The sequence below is a fragment of the Nostoc sp. UHCC 0302 genome (assembly GCF_038096175.1).
GTDB lineage: Bacteria > Cyanobacteriota > Cyanobacteriia > Cyanobacteriales > Nostocaceae > UHCC-0302.
On the sequence record NZ_CP151099.1, the window covers coordinates 6,630,545 to 6,648,660 of the forward strand.

Below are 18,116 nucleotides of genomic sequence, written 5' to 3' on the forward strand. Positions count from 1 at the left end.
AAAAGAGGGACACCAAAAAGCGCCCCTGCTAACTTTGACACAAACACTGCTGCTTTAAACTTTAACCGCTAACTTTGCTTCCTTAGCTGTTAACTGCTCATAGGCAGCACGCATTTTCAGACCTGTCAGCACTTGGAACAAACCAGTACCATTATTGGAACCTGGGTACTCACGGTGCTGGAGTAATAACTGAGTCAACTCACCCTGATACTTGGTGGATGTATTGCTGAGATGGTTTTCGATGTAAATTACTTCTTCCAAGTTGTCAAATTGACCGTCTACCTCTAGTACTGAGACGTAACGACCGTAGTATACATCTGAACCGTAGTACAGTTGCATACCAGGGTAAGAACAGGTCAGCTTACGTCCACAGGGAGTCCAATTAATTGTTGACCCTTGATCAAAGAGGTAGGCTGGCTCAAAGCCTTCCTTGTCTTCGCGCTGGAGCATACGTACCCGGAGGACTTTACGCTCTGTGTCGTTTTTAATTAGATTTGTAGGTAATACCTGGAGAACCACATCGGCAAATTCTCTTTGTGGTTCAATATACTTGCTGAAGTCGGGCTTACGGGAGTTTATTTGAGCTACGACATCTTCGTAACGGTGACCGCGTTCAGCCATATCTCGCTGGATTTTCCAGGCAATTTTGACTTCATCGCTGATGTCGAAATAAACGCTAAAGTCAATCAGCGATCGCACCCGCTCATCATATAAAGGATGCAGCCCCTCAACCACTACAATGTGATTCGGCTCTATCCGTTCTGGCGGATCAATCAAACCGGTTTCGTGGTTGTAAATCGGCTTATCAATCGCTTGACCATCCTTGAGCGCTTTAATTTGCTCATACATCAAGTCAAAATTGTTCGCCCTGGGGTCAAGTGCAGTTATTCCTGTTTCTTTACGCTGTTTGCGATCTAGGGAATGATAGTCATCCAAGCAGATAACTGTCATTAACTCTTCACCAAATAAATCTATCAAACGACGCAAAAACGTAGATTTACCGCACCCGGAGTCTCCGGCTACTCCAATCAATACCACGCGTTCCGGCTTACTTGTCATAAATCTCCTCTAGATGCTAAAGATGTGTCAATCAATAATTTTTCACACAGCAGATTTTTAAGCCAGGAGTTTACCCCTTTGGTTTATCCTGCGTCTTTGCTACCCAGCACTGCGACAAAGTGTCAGACGGGTAGACAACAAAGGAATAGTTGTTACTCGTCAAATAAGTCGGGATTCAGTGCTAGCTAAGTATTTAATCCTAGTGGTATATTTGATTTTAACAGAATGGGGTATCCCCTACAAGATTTGCTGTCAAGAAGAATTTACGAGTTCACCAATAATCTTGATAATTTACTTGTTATTTTTAAAATAGCGAACATTCCCACCCATAATTGGTGTAGCGATCCCCGTTACCTAGTTGTGACTCTATAAATCAAGTCTATAAGGTATAATTTTTTTTGGCAGCAAATTTTTTGTTTATTGCGAAATTGAATTGCGACTAGAGCGATAAATGAGTTATTTACAGCTAGAATCTATCTAAAGAATGAGAGAGCTACTAGGATTAGTAATATTCTGGGTAGCAATTTTCTCGATGTTATCTAAGATATAAGAGTGAAAGTTATAGCATGATACTTAATAGAGGTTGACAGATTTTTCACATCAAGTAAAACTTATTATAGTTGCTTATACAATGCCTCTCTCTATAGTGATGTTTGTAGCTGAAGTTATTCTAGTTATGTAATTAGCCATAACTAGATGGCTAATATAGCTAAAAATATTTTGTGAGACTGGTAAAATTGGGGAAGTAAAACCAATCGGGAGAAACTCTTCTTAAGGTTAAGACTCCCCGCCATAAAAACCTAGAGAAGGAAAGCGCATAGGTAGCATTTGAAGGCAACATGAGTGGTAATTTCTACCAATCAAAGCAAACCTCTCACTGTGTATACCTTTGTCGTTTATATCTTCAGATAGCAAAAAACTATCTCCTGATCAGGGTGGTAGTTAACGAAAAAAAGATTAAATTGACTCATTATTAACATTCTCCAAAAGACTTATCTTCTACTTTAGAAGATGAACAGGTGTGTTTTTTGCTATGCCTGCGTGTCTTTGGTGAGTGTACTTAACAAGGCATTAGTTAATAATGCCGTTTCCCCAGAGGGCCAGTTTTGTGAAACGAAAATCCGGTAAACTAAAGCTGGCTTGGATGGGAATAGTTTTTTTTGAAAAACGGTTAAGTAAATATCGGAGTGGTAGAACGAATGTACAATCAAGGTGCTGTTGAGGGTGCTGCCAATAATGAATTAGGTAGCCGCGTCTTCGTTTACGAAGTGGTAGGTCTGCGTCAGAACGAAGAGACTGATAAAACAAACTACCCAATTCGTAAAAGTGGCAGTGTGTTCATCAGAGTGCCTTACAACCGCATGAATCAAGAAATGCGACGGATCACTCGCCTAGGCGGCAAAATTGTTAGTATCCATTCCATAAGTGCTTTAGAGCAGGTTAATGGTAAAGCCTCATTTGGGAATGCTAACAGCGAAGTCAGTGAGTTAGCCACATCTGAGGAAGCTACTAACAGTGAAGGGAATGGTAAAGCCACACCTGTAAATGCTAACAGTGCTGAAGAACAGCCCAAGAAGGACAAAAAAGGCAACACCATGACTCAAGCGAAAGCCAAAAAAGGCGCCGACGTTCCTGTTAATACTTATCGGCCCAATGCCCCATTTATTGGTAAGGTAATATCCAATGAACCGTTAGTAAAAGAAGGCGGAATTGGTATTGTTCAACATCTTAAGTTTGACCTTTCCGGCGGTGATTTAAAGTATATAGAAGGTCAAAGTATTGGTATTATTCCCCCAGGATTAGACAAGAACGGCAAGCCGGAAAAACTCAGACTGTACTCGATCGCCTCAACTCGTCATGGCGATGATGTAGATGATAAGACAGTATCACTGTGCGTCCGTCAGTTGGAATACAAGCATCCAGAAACTGGCGAAACAGTCTACGGTGTTTGCTCTACTCACCTGTGTTTCCTCAAACCTGGGGAAGAAGTAAAAATCACAGGCCCAGTCGGTAAGGAAATGCTATTACCCGACGACCCGGATGCCAATGTCATCATGTTAGCAACTGGAACAGGTATTGCGCCGATGCGGGCTTATCTGTGGCGTCAGTTTAAAGATAAGGAAAGAGCTGCTAACCCAGAATACCAATTTAAGGGGTTCTCTTGGCTGATATTTGGCGTGCCGACAACTCCAAACCTTTTATATAAGGAAGAACTGGAAGAAATTCAAGAAAAATATCCTGAGAACTTCCGCCTCACTGCTGCTATCAGTCGCGAACAAAAAAATCCCCAAGGCGGTAGGATGTATATCCAAGACCGTGTAGCCGAACACGCAGACGAATTGTGGCAATTAATTAAAAATGAAAAAACCCACACCTACATCTGCGGTTTGCGAGGTATGGAAGAAGGTATCGATGCTGCCTTAACAGCAGCAGCTGCTAAGGAAGGCGTAACCTGGAGTGATTACCAAAAGGAACTCAAAAAAGCCCATCGTTGGCACGTAGAAACTTACTAAGTAACAGAAGTTCAGAACGGCGCAAGCCTCTTTGACTTCTCCCTGAGTTTTGAGTTTTAAATGAGTAGGGTGGGCAATGCCCACCCTACAATTGTTTTGTATGGTTAACTGAGGCAAAAGTTCTAAGTGTTAAAGTTCTCGTTGGGCGGATAAATAAAGAGGTCTAAATCCCCCATTGAATCTTTGATGAGTATGGTCTTCTCCCAAAGGGAGACGCCAAAGGCGAACAATGAGTGGCGGATCTAAATTCCACACTATTCTGACTTTTGAATTCTTATTTAAAAATGAATTGGGTGCAAAATTTGTGGGTGTAAAGCTAGGTATATTGGGATTAGGCACTGTGGGAACGGGTACGGTGCAACTTTTACAAGATAAAGTTGGGCGTCATCCTTTGTTACAGGAGATAGAAATCTATCGGGTAGGGGTACGATCGCTTAATAAACCACGTGCAGTAGAATTGCCTACGGAAGTTTTAAGTACAGATTTAGAAGCGATTGTCAACGACCCAGCAGTGGATATAGTTGTTGAGGTGATGGGTGGATTAGAACCAGCGCGATCGCTTATTCTCAAAGCCTTAAGTAATGGTAAGCACGTAGTAACTGCGAATAAAGCCGCGATCGCTCGTTTTGGTGCGGAAATCTTCACAACTGCGAATAAAGCCGGCGTGTATGTCATGCTAGAAGCCGCTGTTGGTGGTGGAATTCCAGTAATTCAACCCCTGAAGCAGTCTTTAAGTGTTAATCGGATTCACACTGTCACTGGTATTGTTAACGGTACGACTAACTACATCCTGACGCGGATGCAAACAGAAGGCAGCAACTTTGGTGATGTGTTAGCTGATGCTCAGCGTTTAGGTTATGCAGAGGCTGACCCCACAGCCGATGTAGATGGTTTGGATGCCGCAGATAAAATTGCCATCCTGGCATCATTAGGTTTTGGTGGACGCATCAACCTACAAGATGTTTATTCTGAAGGAATTCGGCAAGTCAGTAAAACAGATATTGTTTATGCCGAAAAATTGGGATTTGTGATTAAATTGTTAGCGATCGCCAAACGAGTTACTCTCTCATCTCCCCTCTCTGTCAGAGTTCATCCCACTTTAGTACCGAAAACACACCCCCTAGCCAGCATAAATGGTGTGTATAACGCCATTCTTGTTGAAGGAGAACCCATCGGGCAAGTTATGTTTTTCGGGCCTGGAGCGGGAGCTGGTGCAACAGCCAGCGCCGTCTCGTCAGATATTTTGAATCTAGTTGCAGCCCTCAAAAGCAACACAGCAGTTCCAAATCCCCTGTTAACTTGTGGGCATCAAGAATACTGTCAAATTGCGCCAATGACAGAACTTGTGACTCGATTTTACGCCCGCTTTCTCACCAAAGACCAACCCGGAGTTATCGGCAAATTGGGTACTTGCTTTGGTAATCATGGTGTGAGCTTAGAATCAATTGTCCAAACTGGTTTTCAGGAAGAACTAGCAGAGATTGTAGTTGTTACCCATGATGTCAGGGAAGGGGAATTTCGGGAAGCTTTGGCAGAAATTCGCAATTTGGAAGCCATAGACAGTATTCCCAGCTTACTCAGGGTACTTTGAGCAGGAATTGAAGAAGAATTCAGAAGCCAGAATTTAGGAGCGGAGCCGGAGACGCTCCGCTTCAACACTCTCGCTAGCCGAAGTGTTGAATCTCTCGTCATATTTTAGAGAAACGGTATTAGCGCTAATTAGAGTAGTGGTATAAAAGAGACATCTATGGCTTAATTTGTTTAGACACAAATTTTACTGCTATTAGGGTAATCACGATGACAAATAGACCTCCTTCTGAACCGGAGTCATCTCAAAGAACTGCCCTTGGCTTTGATGAATTTATAGCCATTCTTATTGCCTTTGCCACCATCGGAGCGATTCTGTTTTGGTCATTTTCCCGCAAGGATTCTAGCTGGAATTTAAACGGACTACTTTCAACTTCCCCAACGCCTTCCGTTCAACCAAATCAAGTATTGCCCTCTGCTGCTGCCAAAGTAGAACCAAATGTTGTCCCTAACTTCAATGCCTCGCCGTCACCTCCACCTGCGGCTGTTGTTGAACCCAACACAACTTCATCCCCTTTTGACAGCACGACTCCTCCAGTTTTGGGCTTGCCTTCTGTTAACGTAGCCCCAACTCAGTCCTCACAAGCACAGAGTCCTGTAACTTCCCCTGGAAATGTGGAGCCACCAATTGCAGCATCGGCGTTGCCTTTAGTAACTCCCTCAGCGAAAAAGTCAACCATTCCGCCACCAATTGCATTTAACGATGTACCTAATAACTTTTGGAGTCGGCGTTTTATAGACGTTCTTTCTTCTCGTGGTATTCTCAAGGGATTTCCTGACTATTCTTTTAGACCAAATCAGGCTGTAAACCGCGCTGAATTTGCTGCCCTACTCGAAAAAGCTTTTGACCAAGAAGTCGGCAAGAGTGCAACATCATATAAAGATGTACCAGCAAAATTCTGGGCAACTCCAGCAATTAGTCAAGCCCTTAGTGCTGGATTTTTAAAAGGCTACCCGAATAATACGTTCAAACCCCAACAAAAAATCTTGCGATCGCAAGTTTTAGTTGCTCTTGCCAGTGGGTTGAATTTAAAAGAACCTGCTTCCCCAAATCAAATATTGAATGTCTATAAAGATGCAAAAAATATTCCGCAATATGCTACTGGCAAAATTGCAGCTGCTACAGCCAATGGCCTTGTAGTTAACTATCCAGATCCACAAGTTTTGGCTCCTAATAAAGAAGCTACTCGTGCTGAGGTCGCAGCGATGATCCATCAAGCCTTAGTACACTTGGGTAAATTAGAAGAAATTTCATCTCAAAATATTGTGCGATCGCCAAGAGTATCTGTTCGCCCAACATCGCCAAAGAAAAATCCGAACAGTAACTTCTCATCAGGAAACTTAGTTCGATAACTCTATGATGTCCGCTTAATTAATCCAATAAAAATACCTCTAATACCATTTCACTTTAAGAATGATACAAATACTTTGGTAGGGACACGGCAATGCCGTGTCCCTACGAGAAATCTATATGTATCAAGATTTTCGTAAATTGGTATAAGAGATTTTACTAAACAAAGCCGTCCTTCTCCGACTCGGAGAGGGACAGACTTGAACTTTAGTTCAAGGCAGGGAGAGGTTTGTCGAATTCATACCAATTTGAAAAAAGAATATGACAAATAAGCCATCTGTAGAGACGCGATGAATCGCGTCTTCACCCAAGGATGTGTTGCAATCATTAATTGAATTGGTATTAAAACATTTTTAATTTTGAGTGGAGTCGACACCTCATCTCAAAATAAGAGAAGACTGAACTAAGATTTCCTCAGTTCAGTCTTCTTTAGTGTTTTTGATAGGAGCGTAAACAACTAGTACAGCACGGTGTAAATAAATAAACTCTTCAAAATCGCTCTTAAGCTTGGTGAATCAGCTTTTTCAATTTTGAATTCCGCGTCATAGTACTAATGGACAACTGCCTTTTTTAAGATAGCCACACTCAGAAATTAAGATTCTGGTACGTTTTTGCCAACAACTTGTGATTTAAGAGTTGTAATTTCACTAGTTAACTCTTGGCGGGTTGAGGCTTTGAGTAAATAGCGATACACAAACCAAGCAGAGTATCCAATACCAATCAACTCAAAAGTAGGAGCTACTAAAGGAATATCATTCAAAGCATCTAATACTGCCAACAGCACCTTAACTGCGACAATTGATCCCACAATTAGACCAACGCTAACTAAGGGTTGCTTGTACTCATTAAAAAAGCTTCCCAAGTATTCGGGCAATGTGGCTAAAAAGCTAGAAATTTGCTCTCCGTATTTTAGCCATTGGTCTTGAGACTGCGCTGGAGGCTGGAGTTTAGTTATGGTTCCTGTTTGGCTGTTGATCTCTGTCACTGTTGTCTCTTTTGACTTGGTTTCGGTAAATTCTGGTTCTTGCATTTTCACTTCCATAATTTAAACAGTTGAGTTTCTCTAATCTAGATAATTACAACCAAAAGGCTGTTTATTAGGATGCACTCGTGCATTAGTACAAGTTAATTGGGGTACAAAAGGGTTTATGTGTCCTATAACAATAATTACCCCGTAACCTCCACCGCATCAACTACAAGGTAGAAAGCCAGTAGGAGGATAGAAGTCAGAAAGCGATAGGATGTATTCAAATCAGCTTTCTAAGTTCCGGTTTTTTGCATCAACTGTAATCCTCTGGTTGTGATTATCATCTGCTGTGTCAGTTGTTCATAATCGTACTCATCGCAGTAAAAATCATGCAAAAATCAGTCTACCTCTCATTTATACAAGCTTAGACGCCGTTTTTGTCTGAATATTAAAGCTATCTTAAGCCCCGTTTGTCAATATCACGCATTGCTATTGATATTAATACGTAATAAAAGTTTTTATGTAGTGATCTAGACTAGATTTTAAGATTATTTTGTGGTAACGACGTCTGGCTGACTTATAACTAGCCGTTTTCCTTCTATCTGGAGTTGGGCAATTTCAGTAAAGAATTGTAAATTTATATATAAACCAACGAATCTCGACCCTTTTATTTTTTTCCTGATTGTATTAGTTTGATGAAGAAGCAGTAAGGTAGAGTAGTGACATAACTCAAGGGTGATTAGTCACTGCTATCAAGTAACCACATGAGGAAAGTATAAAAGAAAAGATGTCCTTAAAAGGATCTTTACCTGAAGCAAGGATGCCATCAGCAAGTCTGTTTACCAACATTTGGATCAAAAGTACTCATATAATATAAATCCATGCTAAGTATCAAGTGAGCAACGATTTGCGCTTGCTGTAAGAAAAAATTATATAAACGTTAATCACTAATTGCAGTGATTATATAAGCTAGACTAATTTGGTAGTTTTTGTGGGAAGGCAAGAAGATTTGAGGAATACTAACTCAAAAGCCAACCCCTATTGACAGCAGTTGAGAAAGCAAAAAAGTGTCAGCGGAAGAGCCATCGACAGACGAACTCCCGACCATAGAATTTCCCTCACGAGGGAAACTTAAAGCCAGTTCTTGGCGCATCCATCAAAAAATTGGCTATGGGTATTTTGTAGCAATTGGAATTGGCTTTTTCGGCTCGCTTACTGGGTTGGTAATCGCCAACTACTATCGGGGACGAGAAATTAGACAATTAAATCAAGCCCATGAGCAAGGACAACTACTGATTAATTATAAAGACGCAGTAGTAGGGGCGCAATTGCAAAGCTCTAACTTAGTTGCTGTGTTAGAAGATTCAAAGCAACTACAAAGCAAAAAAGCTCAAGTGATCAAGAGTTTTGAAAAGGCAAAGAAATTAGAGCAAAAAATTGGCGGATTTATTGACAGCAAACCTCGAAGATTAGCAGCAGCAAATTCTACTTTACAGACTTTATTGCAAGATTATGGAACTAACTTAAAATCATACATTGACCAAACGGAGGATGTCTTACAAAAAATTGACAACCAGCAAGAAAAATCACAGCAGCTTTCTTCAGTTAGAGAGGAGTTACTGAAGATTATGCGTGGCGAGACAGCCATGCGGTTAGATCAGCTTTCGGAACAGTTAACGAGAATTTTGCAAACAGCTGAAGAGCAAGAGCAAGACAGGCAAAAAGCCGTTGAGCAGGCAAAAGGAGTTGAGAGATTAATTGTGATGGCGAGTATGCTGGTGTCTGTGGCGATCGCAGCTATCGTAGCATGGCGTACCAGTCGAGCGATCGCTGAACCAGTAATTACTGTCACTCAAGTAGCTGAGCAAGTAGCAAGAAAATCTAATTTTGATTTGCGAGCGCCTGTCACCACAGAAGATGAAATTGGGTTGTTGGCCAAATCTCTGAATCGTTTAATTGAAAGAGTTTCTGAGCGAACTAGAGAATTAGAACAAGCTAAAGAATTAGCCGAAGCTGCTAGCAAAGCAAAAAGTATATTTTTGGCAAACGTCAGCCACGAATTACGCACGCCATTAAATGCGGTAATTGGCTTGAGCCAGCTTTTAGAAGATGACGCTACTGATTTAGGTTTATCAGGAGACTTTATCACAGACTTAGAAACAATTAACTCTGCTGGTAAGCATCTGTTGAACTTAATTAACGACATCCTCGACTTGTCTAAAATCGAAGCGGGGAAAATGGCTCTCTATCCAGAGATATTTGAGATTGCAACATTAATTCATAACATCGTTCTCACAGTCAAGCCATCTATAGAAAAAAATGCAAATGTCCTAGAAGTAGATGTTGATCCGCAACTTGGCACAATGTACGCAGATCAGACTAGAATGCGACAGGTGTTATTAAACTTACTGAGCAACGCGGCTAAGTTTACTACAAACGGCAAGGTGACGCTGACAGTTAAAAGCGAAAAGGAAGATATACCACCACAGGCTCCTTTTGGCGTCATTACTTTCACCGTTACTGACACAGGCATAGGTATGTCTCCTAATCAACAGCGGCAATTATTTCAACCCTTTACTCAAGGAGATACCTCAACTACGAAAAAGTATGGCGGTACTGGACTGGGATTGGCTATTAGTCGCCACTTTTGCCAAATGATGGGCGGTGAGATTATTGTCACAAGTCAGCCAGGAGTTGGTTCTACTTTTACCGTTCGTCTGCCGCTGACTGTACAAGATTGATGGGATTAGGGATGAGGTAGACAAGGTGGAGCAGAGGGGACAATAAGCATTTTTGAGTGTGTCTTAATTCCGAATTAGTATTAGTAGCGCTCCCTCTGACAATGAAGATTATTCTTAGTAGAAAAGGTTTTGATTCTGGAACTGGCAAAGTTCCCAGTCCAATTTTACCTTCTGGCGAATTATGCTCACTGCCTATACCTGAACTTTTGCCTAAAAGTTGTTCTAAACAATATCAAGAAATATTGATAGGCAACAATTCTCTAGGAATAATTGTTAATGACTTGACTCGTGGAAAAATTCCACCTGAAACAGTAGCACATCTCGACCCCGATTTAGACTTTGAGAGCATACCCAGACTAGAAAACTGGCAGCCAATTTTCGGACAAGCCGGAGCAGCTGAAAGACATTTACAAAACAATAATGTGAATACAGGAGATATTTTTATTTTCTTTGGTTGGTTCAAACAAGTTGAAAGAATAGCAAAAAAATATCAATATATTAAAAACGCGCCTGATTTACATATAATATTTGGTTGGCTGCAAATTGAACAGCGTATTGCAGTAGACAATTTATCGGAAGTACCATTGTGGGGATTATATCATCCACATTGTAAAAAAAATAAATATGCAAAAACAGATTCTATTTATATTGCAAGCGAACAGTTAAAATTGTCAAATCGTATTAATAATAAACCAGGTGCAGGAACATTTAAAAAATTTCACCAGGCTTTATGTTTAACGGCTCAAGATAGGTTAAGAAGTGTTTGGCATCTGCCAATTTGGTTTCATCCTCAAGGTAAAAATTCTACATTGACCTATCATCAAGATTTAACTCGCTGGACACTTAAAGACAATTGCGTTTTGCTAAACAGTGTGGGGCGCGGACAAGAGTTTGTTCTGGATTGCGAAGATTATCCCCAAGCTCTAGATTGGTTATCTAATCTTTTTTATTTGTGTGATTAGAGGATTGTTATTTGTCATTTGTCATTAGTTTTTTGTCAACACCAGAGGCTGATGAGGTCTTAAGGCAGAACTATGTATTTTAGTCACTCACTTGCAAAGACATTTCACTAATCCCCTTTAATTACCCTAGAATTATATTTGTTGATTGCGATTCTTTCTAAAAAAGCGATTCTTTGCCCAGTTGCCTTGGCTACCCATGACCACAACCATAGACTTTCTCAGCCACCTTAACCCCAGCCAACGTCAAGCCGTCGAACACTATTGCGGCCCTTTATTAGTTGTTGCTGGCGCAGGTTCTGGTAAAACGCGAGCGTTGACTTACCGCATTGCTAACCTGATTCTCAAGCACCGTGTCGACCCAGAAAATATTTTGGCGGTGACTTTCACCAACAAAGCTGCACGGGAGATGAAAGAGCGGATTCAAAAGCTGTTTGCCGAACAATTGGCAATGAAAGAACATGGTCAACGTTTTGATTTGTTGACAGAATACCAACAGATGCAGTTGCGATCGCAAGTCTATCGCACTACCATCAAAAACTTATGGTGTGGCACTTTCCATAGTCTATTTTCTCGCATCCTCCGTTTTGATATCGAAAAATACGAAGACGAAAAAGGCCGCAAATGGAATCGTAATTTTTCTATCTTTGACGAATCAGATGTTCAAACTTTGATTAAAGATATTGTCAATAAACAGTTAAATTTAGACGAAAAGAAATTTGATGCTCGCTCTGTCCGCTACGAAATTAGTAATGCTAAAAACCAAGGTTTATCACCTCAACAATTCGAGCAAGATCAACCTAATTATCGTGGAAGGGTAATTGCTGATGTTTATAATCGCTATCAAGATAAACTAGCAGAAAATAACGCCCTTGACTTTGATGATCTAATTCTCGTACCGACTAGACTGTTTCAGCAAAATGAACAGGTATTGGGTTACTGGCATCGCAAGTTTTGCCATATTCTTGTAGATGAATATCAAGATACTAATCGTACTCAGTATGACCTGATCCGCTTATTGGTCACAAATGGCGAAGACAAAAAAAGCGAATGGAAATGGCAAAATCGCTCAGTTTTTGTCGTAGGTGATGCGGATCAGTCTATTTACAGTTTTAGAATGGCAGATTTCACCATTTTGCTGGAATTTCAAAACGACTTTGGCGACGGTTTGGAAGATGATGATACCCGCACTATGGTCAAACTGGAGGAAAACTATCGCTCTTGTGAAAACATTTTACAAGCGGCTAATGAACTAATTGAAAATAACACCCAACGCATTGATAAAGTTCTCAAACCGACGCGGGGGCCAGGTGAGGAAATTTATTCTCACAAAGCAGATAATGAACTAGAAGAAGCAGACTTTGTAATTCGTCAAATTCGCACTTTAGAACACCAAAATCCTGAATTAAATTGGGGTAGTTTTGCCATACTTTATCGGACAAACGCCCAATCTCGGCCCTTTGAAGAATTGTTAGTGAAATATCAAATTCCTTACACAGTTGTGGGAGGAATGAAGTTTTACGATCGCAAAGAAATTAAAGATGTCATCGCTTATTTAAGAGCGATCGCTAACCCAGCTGATACAGTCAGTTTATTGCGAGTCATCAATACTCCCCGGCGGGGAATTGGCAAAACCACTATTGACGCCTTGGTAAACGCTTCTCAACAATTAGGAACAACTTTGTGGGAAATACTTAGTGACGAAACATCAGTTAATACATTAGCTGGACGGGCGACAAAAGCTGTGAATAGCTTTGCCGAAATGATTAGCCGTTGGCAAGGGCAAGTGGCTACGCTTCCCGTAACTGAGGTTTTGCAAGGAATATTAGAAGATTCTGGTTACGTCCAAGATTTGATGAGTCAAGGCACAGATGAAGCCACAGATAGGGTGCAAAACGTCCAGGAACTTTATAACGCAGCGCTGCAATTTCAGGAGGAAAACGAAGAGGTTTCACTGCGAGACTTTCTGAGTAGTGCCGCCCTCAGTTCCGATTTGGATAACTTAAAAGAAGGACAAACAGCCGTTTCTTTGATGACTTTACACGCTTCCAAAGGGCTGGAATTTCCCGTAGTCTTTTTGGTGGGATTAGAACAGGGACTATTTCCTGGCTACCGTTCGTTGGGTGATCCAGCGTCTTTGGAAGAAGAACGCCGCTTATGTTATGTAGGCATTACTCGCGCCCAAGAAAGGTTATATTTATCACACGCCCGTGAACGCCGTTTGTATGGTTCTCGTGAACCGGCGATGCGATCGCAATTTCTCGATGAACTGCCCGAAGAATTATTAACTACTCAAAGCATGATTCGTCAAACTTATACCAAAAGTGCCTCTGCACCTAACGGTAAACAAAACACAACACATAATTGGCAAGTAGGCGATAAAGTATTACATAAAACTTTTGGTATTGGTGAAATAACTCATGTTTTCGGTACAGGCAATAAAGTATCTGTGGCGATTAAATTTGCTAGCCTGGGGCAAAAAATTATTGACCCCAGAGTAGCACAGTTGCAAAAAGTTTGAAAAAAAAGCCACAAGCCATAGAACCCCAACTTCTCGGTCGGACAAATCGGGGTTCTTGTTTTTCACATTTTAATTTCTTCAAAGTGTTCAACAGTGGGAAATGGCTCGTAAAAATGATGCAAAAGTTTTTTCCACTCTTGATAATCAGCAGAACTTCTAAATCCGACAGTATGAAATTCTAAACTTTCCCATCTCACAAGCAATAAATATTTCCCTTCGACTTCTATACATCTATGCAATTCATGGGATAAATATCCGTCTATTGAGGAAATAATTTTAGAAGCTCTTTTTGAAATCAGCTTCAAAATCGGCTTCTAGACCAGGTTTAACAGGAAGTATCACTGCCTCAATAATCATAAAATTTTGCGGTGATAATTAAGCTGATGTTAACGTAATGTGCAACTTAATATTCTCACCTCTCTCCTTTTAGGCTATCCATTACCCGTGATTAGTTGTTTTCTTGCTAAACCGCAAAGTCATGATTATTGCAGCGATCGCTAAACCAACAGCCAGTCCCCACCAAAGACCAATAGCTCCATACCCCGACGAGATTCCGAAAGTATAACCAGTGAATAAACCAACACACCAATAAGCAAAAATACCAATTAACATAGGAATTCGAGTGTCTTTTAGTCCGCGTAATGCTGCCCCCGCGGTAACTTGTACACCGTCAACTATTTGAAAAATCGCCGCCACTCCCAGCAATTTCACTGCGAGGACAACCACATCTGCATTGTTGGGATCGTTAATGTCAATATAAAGAGAAATAATCGACTTTGGCATTAACCACAATGTAAGGCCTACTATACCCATAGATAGAGCTGCAATGGCAATGCCTACATATCCAGCCAGACGAGTAGCAAGCAGGTCATTCTGTCCAACTAACTGCCCAACACGTACTGTTGTCGCTAGAGAAATACCTAGTGCCATCTGGAATGATATCGAAATTGTTTGTAAAGCAATTTGATGGGCAGCAAGAGCGTTTGTTCCTAATTGTCCTATTATAAAAGTAACAACGGTGAACAGTCCCCCTTCGACTGCAATCAGTCCCCCAATGGGCAATCCAACCTGAAAAATCTCGCCAATAATCCGGCGATGCTCTAGGGGAAAAGCTTTTTTAGATAAAGGCCGAAAAATATTATAAGCTGCAAAGCTAGGCTGATTACATATATAAACTGTCAAAGCAATAAACATACTCCAAAGTGAGAGTGTGCTTGCCCAACCGATACCAGCTAAACCCAGCGCCGGAAATCCCAGTTTGCCAAACATCAGCACATAGTTAGCTGTGATGTTAAGCAGAGTACCCAAAACCACAGTCACCATCACTAATTGCGGTTGCAATAGAGCAGAAAGAAAACTTTTAAGTACTCCAAAACCTAAAGCAGGAAAAAAACCCAGTGCGATCGCCCTTAAATAAATCTCTGCTAGTGCTACTGCGTTAGCATCTTGCCCTAGTAGAAGTAGTAAAGCACCACTATTGTAAAGCAGCAATGTAATTGGTATTCCTAGTACCAGAGATATCCCTAATCCAAGCCGGACAATTGTACCAACTTTTTTTCTATTTCCGGCTCCGTATGCTTGGGCAGCTAAGGGACTGACAGCAGAAACGATACCAGTAACAATTAACAGACAAAAACTAAAAATAGTAACTCCCAATGCTCCAGATGCAATAGTCTGGCTTCCCAACCAGCCCATCATTACCGTATCCACAAAACCAGTTGCAGATTGAGCTAATTGTGATGCTGCCAAAGGTACGGCTAACCAAAGACATTTTTTAACTTCAGAAAACATATACTTGTAACCCGATCTGAAAAACAAAGGGTTTTTCCAAAATCTAAACCCATGTTCAGGAAATGTTGCTCCTGGGAACTTTGATCTGTCTTAGTGGAGTAAGAGAACTCCCGTTACAGTATTTTTAAGTGCAGGAGGAAGGTCTTGCTAAGTCATCTAACTAAGCTGATTTCAATTGAATAATACCCCGATCAAAAATGCGATTATCAGTACCTATAGCAGTAACTTCGATTCTATCTGGATAGACTTCATAGCCAGCAAAACTCAACTTTTGGGCAGAATATGCTGTCCACTCTGAATGATTTACTGGACGAGTACCAGCACCACCACCAGTAATTAAATAAGTTGTGCCATTAATAGAACGAGTGCGTTCATAGTGATGTTCGTGACCATTGATATAAACTTGAACGCCGTATTTTTGAAATAAAGGAGTAAAAGTTTTAATAAACTCTGGATTACTCCCATAAATACCAGATGCATAAATTGGATGATGACCAAATACCACTTTCCAAGGTGCATTACTGCGGCTTAATTCTTGCTCTAACCAAAGTAGTTGGTTTTGCCAATTAGCATTACTATTAGTATCTAAAGCAAAAAATTGCACGCCTTGGCGTTTAAATGTATAGTAGCGGCGTCCGTTCATATTAAACCCGGGATATTGTACTTGTGGATCACCGTTAGCTGTACGAATATCATGATTACCTAAACAAGCTTGAAATTTCACTCCTTGTTTAAGCAGATTTTTATAGGGACGCTCAAAAACTTCTCCTATTTTTTCAATTTCGCCATTGTTATAAATATTATCTCCCGCTAAAACTACCAAATCATAAGGATTTTGCTTGTGATAATTATTCATCGCCCCAGCCACAGCATATTGGCCTTTAGCCCCAGTCCCTGTATCTGCAACGGACACAAAACGTAACAACAAATCTTTTTTAGGTGGGTTAGCCGCTATTACTGTTGTGGAATCAGTAATATTAGAACTTTGGCTATTTACACGGGATAACGTTCTAATTAAAAATCCTGCACTAATAGCGCTGAGGCTACTTAAAAATAAAAATTGACGGCGTTTTAGCTTCATAATTTACCAAATGTTTTTGCTGGCTGTCTCATTTATTCTGACTTCTGACTCCTGAATTCTTATATATTTGTCTGTGATTAGCTGCTTTTGGTGAAAGTTCCATGTCACAAGACAATCAGAATTCACAACCACCTTCTTCTCCCGAATCGCAAGGGAATCAACCGCAACCGGAAGTTGAACCAGTACAACCTCGTCAAAAACCTTACCAGAGAGTCCAGCCAATTTGGAAGACTAAAATTATCCAAATTCTCAGGGGGACAATTGGGGTTTTAGAAACAACGGTAGAGAAACTAGAGACAGAATCACCACCCGGAACTCAGGAAACCCCCGGTTTTATCCAGCAGATTCCATTGAAGTGGGGTGGACTGTTAAGAACTATTCGCTTATTTTTACCATCAAATTTATCAACAAAATTATCAGATACAGGTTTGACAGCAATAGTTGCTGCGATCGCTGTGATAATAATTTGGACAACTACAACTGTTTTTAGTGGTAAACCTGCTGAAGTAGCAACACTTCCCCCAGTTGAGGAAGTACCTGCACCAACGCCTACAACTACTCCGCCTGAGTCACCAGCACCACAACCGTCAGAAGAAATTACGCCGACACCAGAAGCGCAAACTCCCTCACCTGTACCTACACCAGAAGCGGAAGCAACGCCAATACCAGAACCGCCAGTCAAATCAACACCTACACCTACACCAACCTTAGTATTGACACCAGAACAAACCTTGATTGCAGCAATCGAAAATCAAGTCGCAGAAATTAGCGATCGCATTGCCGCTGGTCTGATAAAGTCAATTCAGGCTAACTTCCGTACTAGTAATCTAATTGTCAAAATTAGTGACGACTGGTACACGCTCAAAGAATCCCAACAGGACAAACTAGCAGCCGACATATTACAACGCTCTCAAGAACTCGACTTTACCCATTTAGAAGTCATAGATTCTCAAGACAGACTAATTGCTCGTAACCCTGTTGTCGGCACTGACATGGTAATTTTTAAACGCACAGAAGCAATCAATTCTCGCGTGGAGTAATGAATACTAAAAAATTTTGCAGAAAAATAACTGTGTAAACAAACATTAATTTCATTTTATTCTCTGAATCTTTTTATCTATTGGAGAGATATTTACATAGCAGATCAACTTAACCAATCAAGCAAAGTTTGAACTAGGAAACTGAGAGTAGCGTCTTGTTTAAATGGCAGTAATTGACTAAAAAATCATCAATAATTTGAAATCTTTCGAGAAATGAACTGGTCAATAAATTATTTATCAAGATAGATGTCCAGTATTTTTCTTATAGATAAAATCTCCTTTGGACTTAAGTATAGAAGAGTCACAGAATCAATAATGTCAGCTACATTAAGAAAGAAAGTAGTTAATCTCTCCTGGTGATGAGTAAGGCGTTAAATCTACTCTATTAAATTGATATTTTCTTAAAACACAACTAGAAATGCCTAATTTCTCTTAATACAGCAGATTTCAATTAACTACACAACCTAGTTCTCAAAGCCAAGCTAAATCCCCCTGTCCCTTGCTCC

Annotated in this window: 11 protein-coding genes and 1 pseudogene; 7 read left to right on the forward strand and 5 right to left on the reverse strand. The window is 40.6% G+C overall.

Features of this window, described 5'->3' with window-relative positions:
- Positions 1 to 54: 54 nt before the first annotated feature.
- The gene (locus WKK05_RS28635; RefSeq protein WP_341526410.1) at positions 55 to 1,059 is read right to left on the reverse strand and encodes a phosphoribulokinase; all 1,005 of its coding nucleotides are present in this window, start codon (positions 1,057 to 1,059) and stop codon (positions 55 to 57) included.
- A gap of 1,199 nt (positions 1,060 to 2,258) precedes the next feature.
- Between WKK05_RS28635 and WKK05_RS28640 the strand changes: the two genes are divergently transcribed.
- The 3 genes from WKK05_RS28640 to WKK05_RS28650 all read left to right on the forward strand — a co-directional run bounded on the left by WKK05_RS28640 (position 2,259) and on the right by WKK05_RS28650 (position 6,512).
- Entirely contained in the window at positions 2,259 to 3,572 is a 1,314-nt protein-coding gene (locus WKK05_RS28640; protein ID WP_341526411.1) for a ferredoxin-NADP reductase, read from the forward strand.
- 304 nt (positions 3,573 to 3,876) lie between these two features.
- Positions 3,877 to 5,163, forward strand: coding sequence for a homoserine dehydrogenase (locus tag WKK05_RS28645; protein ID WP_341531216.1), 1,287 nt, complete (start codon positions 3,877 to 3,879; stop codon positions 5,161 to 5,163).
- A 206-nt stretch (positions 5,164 to 5,369) separates the two neighbouring features.
- Entirely contained in the window at positions 5,370 to 6,512 is a 1,143-nt protein-coding gene (locus tag WKK05_RS28650) for an S-layer homology domain-containing protein (RefSeq protein WP_341526412.1), read from the forward strand.
- A gap of 590 nt (positions 6,513 to 7,102) precedes the next feature.
- Here the strand turns inward: WKK05_RS28650 and WKK05_RS28655 are convergent.
- Positions 7,103 to 7,540, reverse strand: a complete 438-nt coding sequence (locus tag WKK05_RS28655) for a CAAD domain-containing protein (protein WP_341531217.1) — start codon at positions 7,538 to 7,540, stop codon at positions 7,103 to 7,105.
- 1,004 nt (positions 7,541 to 8,544) lie between these two features.
- On the opposite strand from WKK05_RS28655, the gene WKK05_RS28660 reads away from it, so the two are divergent.
- The 3 genes from WKK05_RS28660 to pcrA all read left to right on the forward strand — a co-directional run bounded on the left by WKK05_RS28660 (position 8,545) and on the right by pcrA (position 13,698).
- Complete coding sequence (locus WKK05_RS28660; protein ID WP_341526413.1) at positions 8,545 to 10,218, forward strand: ATP-binding protein; 1,674 nt, start codon at positions 8,545 to 8,547, stop codon at positions 10,216 to 10,218.
- 101 nt (positions 10,219 to 10,319) lie between these two features.
- The gene (locus WKK05_RS28665; RefSeq protein ID WP_341526414.1) at positions 10,320 to 11,180 is read left to right on the forward strand and encodes a hypothetical protein; all 861 of its coding nucleotides are present in this window, start codon (positions 10,320 to 10,322) and stop codon (positions 11,178 to 11,180) included.
- 196 nt (positions 11,181 to 11,376) lie between these two features.
- Entirely contained in the window at positions 11,377 to 13,698 is a 2,322-nt protein-coding gene (gene pcrA, locus WKK05_RS28670; RefSeq protein WP_341526415.1) for a DNA helicase PcrA, read from the forward strand.
- A 62-nt stretch (positions 13,699 to 13,760) separates the two neighbouring features.
- On the opposite strand, the pseudogene WKK05_RS28675 reads toward pcrA, so the two are convergent.
- From WKK05_RS28675 to WKK05_RS28685, 3 genes and pseudogenes are all read right to left on the reverse strand, one after another.
- Positions 13,761 to 14,055, reverse strand: a pseudogene (locus WKK05_RS28675) (antibiotic biosynthesis monooxygenase).
- Between the two features lie 81 nt (positions 14,056 to 14,136).
- Entirely contained in the window at positions 14,137 to 15,489 is a 1,353-nt protein-coding gene (locus WKK05_RS28680) for an MATE family efflux transporter (RefSeq protein WP_341526416.1), read from the reverse strand.
- Positions 15,490 to 15,649: 160 nt separating this feature from the next.
- A complete protein-coding gene (locus WKK05_RS28685; protein WP_341526417.1) occupies positions 15,650 to 16,570 on the reverse strand; it encodes a metallophosphoesterase in 921 nt (306 codons plus the stop codon).
- 101 nt (positions 16,571 to 16,671) lie between these two features.
- Between WKK05_RS28685 and WKK05_RS28690 the strand changes: the two genes are divergently transcribed.
- Entirely contained in the window at positions 16,672 to 17,610 is a 939-nt protein-coding gene (locus tag WKK05_RS28690; RefSeq protein WP_341526418.1) for a hypothetical protein, read from the forward strand.
- Positions 17,611 to 18,116: the final 506 nt, after the last annotated feature.

Excerpts from the sequence above, each read along its gene's own strand:
- WKK05_RS28635 (WP_341526410.1), bottom strand. The coding sequence starts at position 1,059 with ATGACAAGTAAGCCGGAACGCGTGGTATTGATTGGAGTAGCCGGAGAC.
- WKK05_RS28640 (WP_341526411.1), top strand. The coding sequence starts at position 2,259 with ATGTACAATCAAGGTGCTGTTGAGGGTGCTGCCAATAATGAATTAGGT.
- WKK05_RS28650 (WP_341526412.1), top strand. The coding sequence starts at position 5,370 with ATGACAAATAGACCTCCTTCTGAACCGGAGTCATCTCAAAGAACTGCC.
- WKK05_RS28655 (WP_341531217.1), bottom strand. The coding sequence starts at position 7,540 with ATGCAAGAACCAGAATTTACCGAAACCAAGTCAAAAGAGACAACAGTG.
- WKK05_RS28665 (WP_341526414.1), top strand. The coding sequence starts at position 10,320 with ATGAAGATTATTCTTAGTAGAAAAGGTTTTGATTCTGGAACTGGCAAA.
- pcrA (WP_341526415.1), top strand. The coding sequence starts at position 11,377 with ATGACCACAACCATAGACTTTCTCAGCCACCTTAACCCCAGCCAACGT.
- WKK05_RS28680 (WP_341526416.1), bottom strand. The coding sequence starts at position 15,489 with ATGTTTTCTGAAGTTAAAAAATGTCTTTGGTTAGCCGTACCTTTGGCA.
- WKK05_RS28685 (WP_341526417.1), bottom strand. The coding sequence starts at position 16,570 with ATGAAGCTAAAACGCCGTCAATTTTTATTTTTAAGTAGCCTCAGCGCT.
- WKK05_RS28690 (WP_341526418.1), top strand. The coding sequence starts at position 16,672 with ATGTCACAAGACAATCAGAATTCACAACCACCTTCTTCTCCCGAATCG.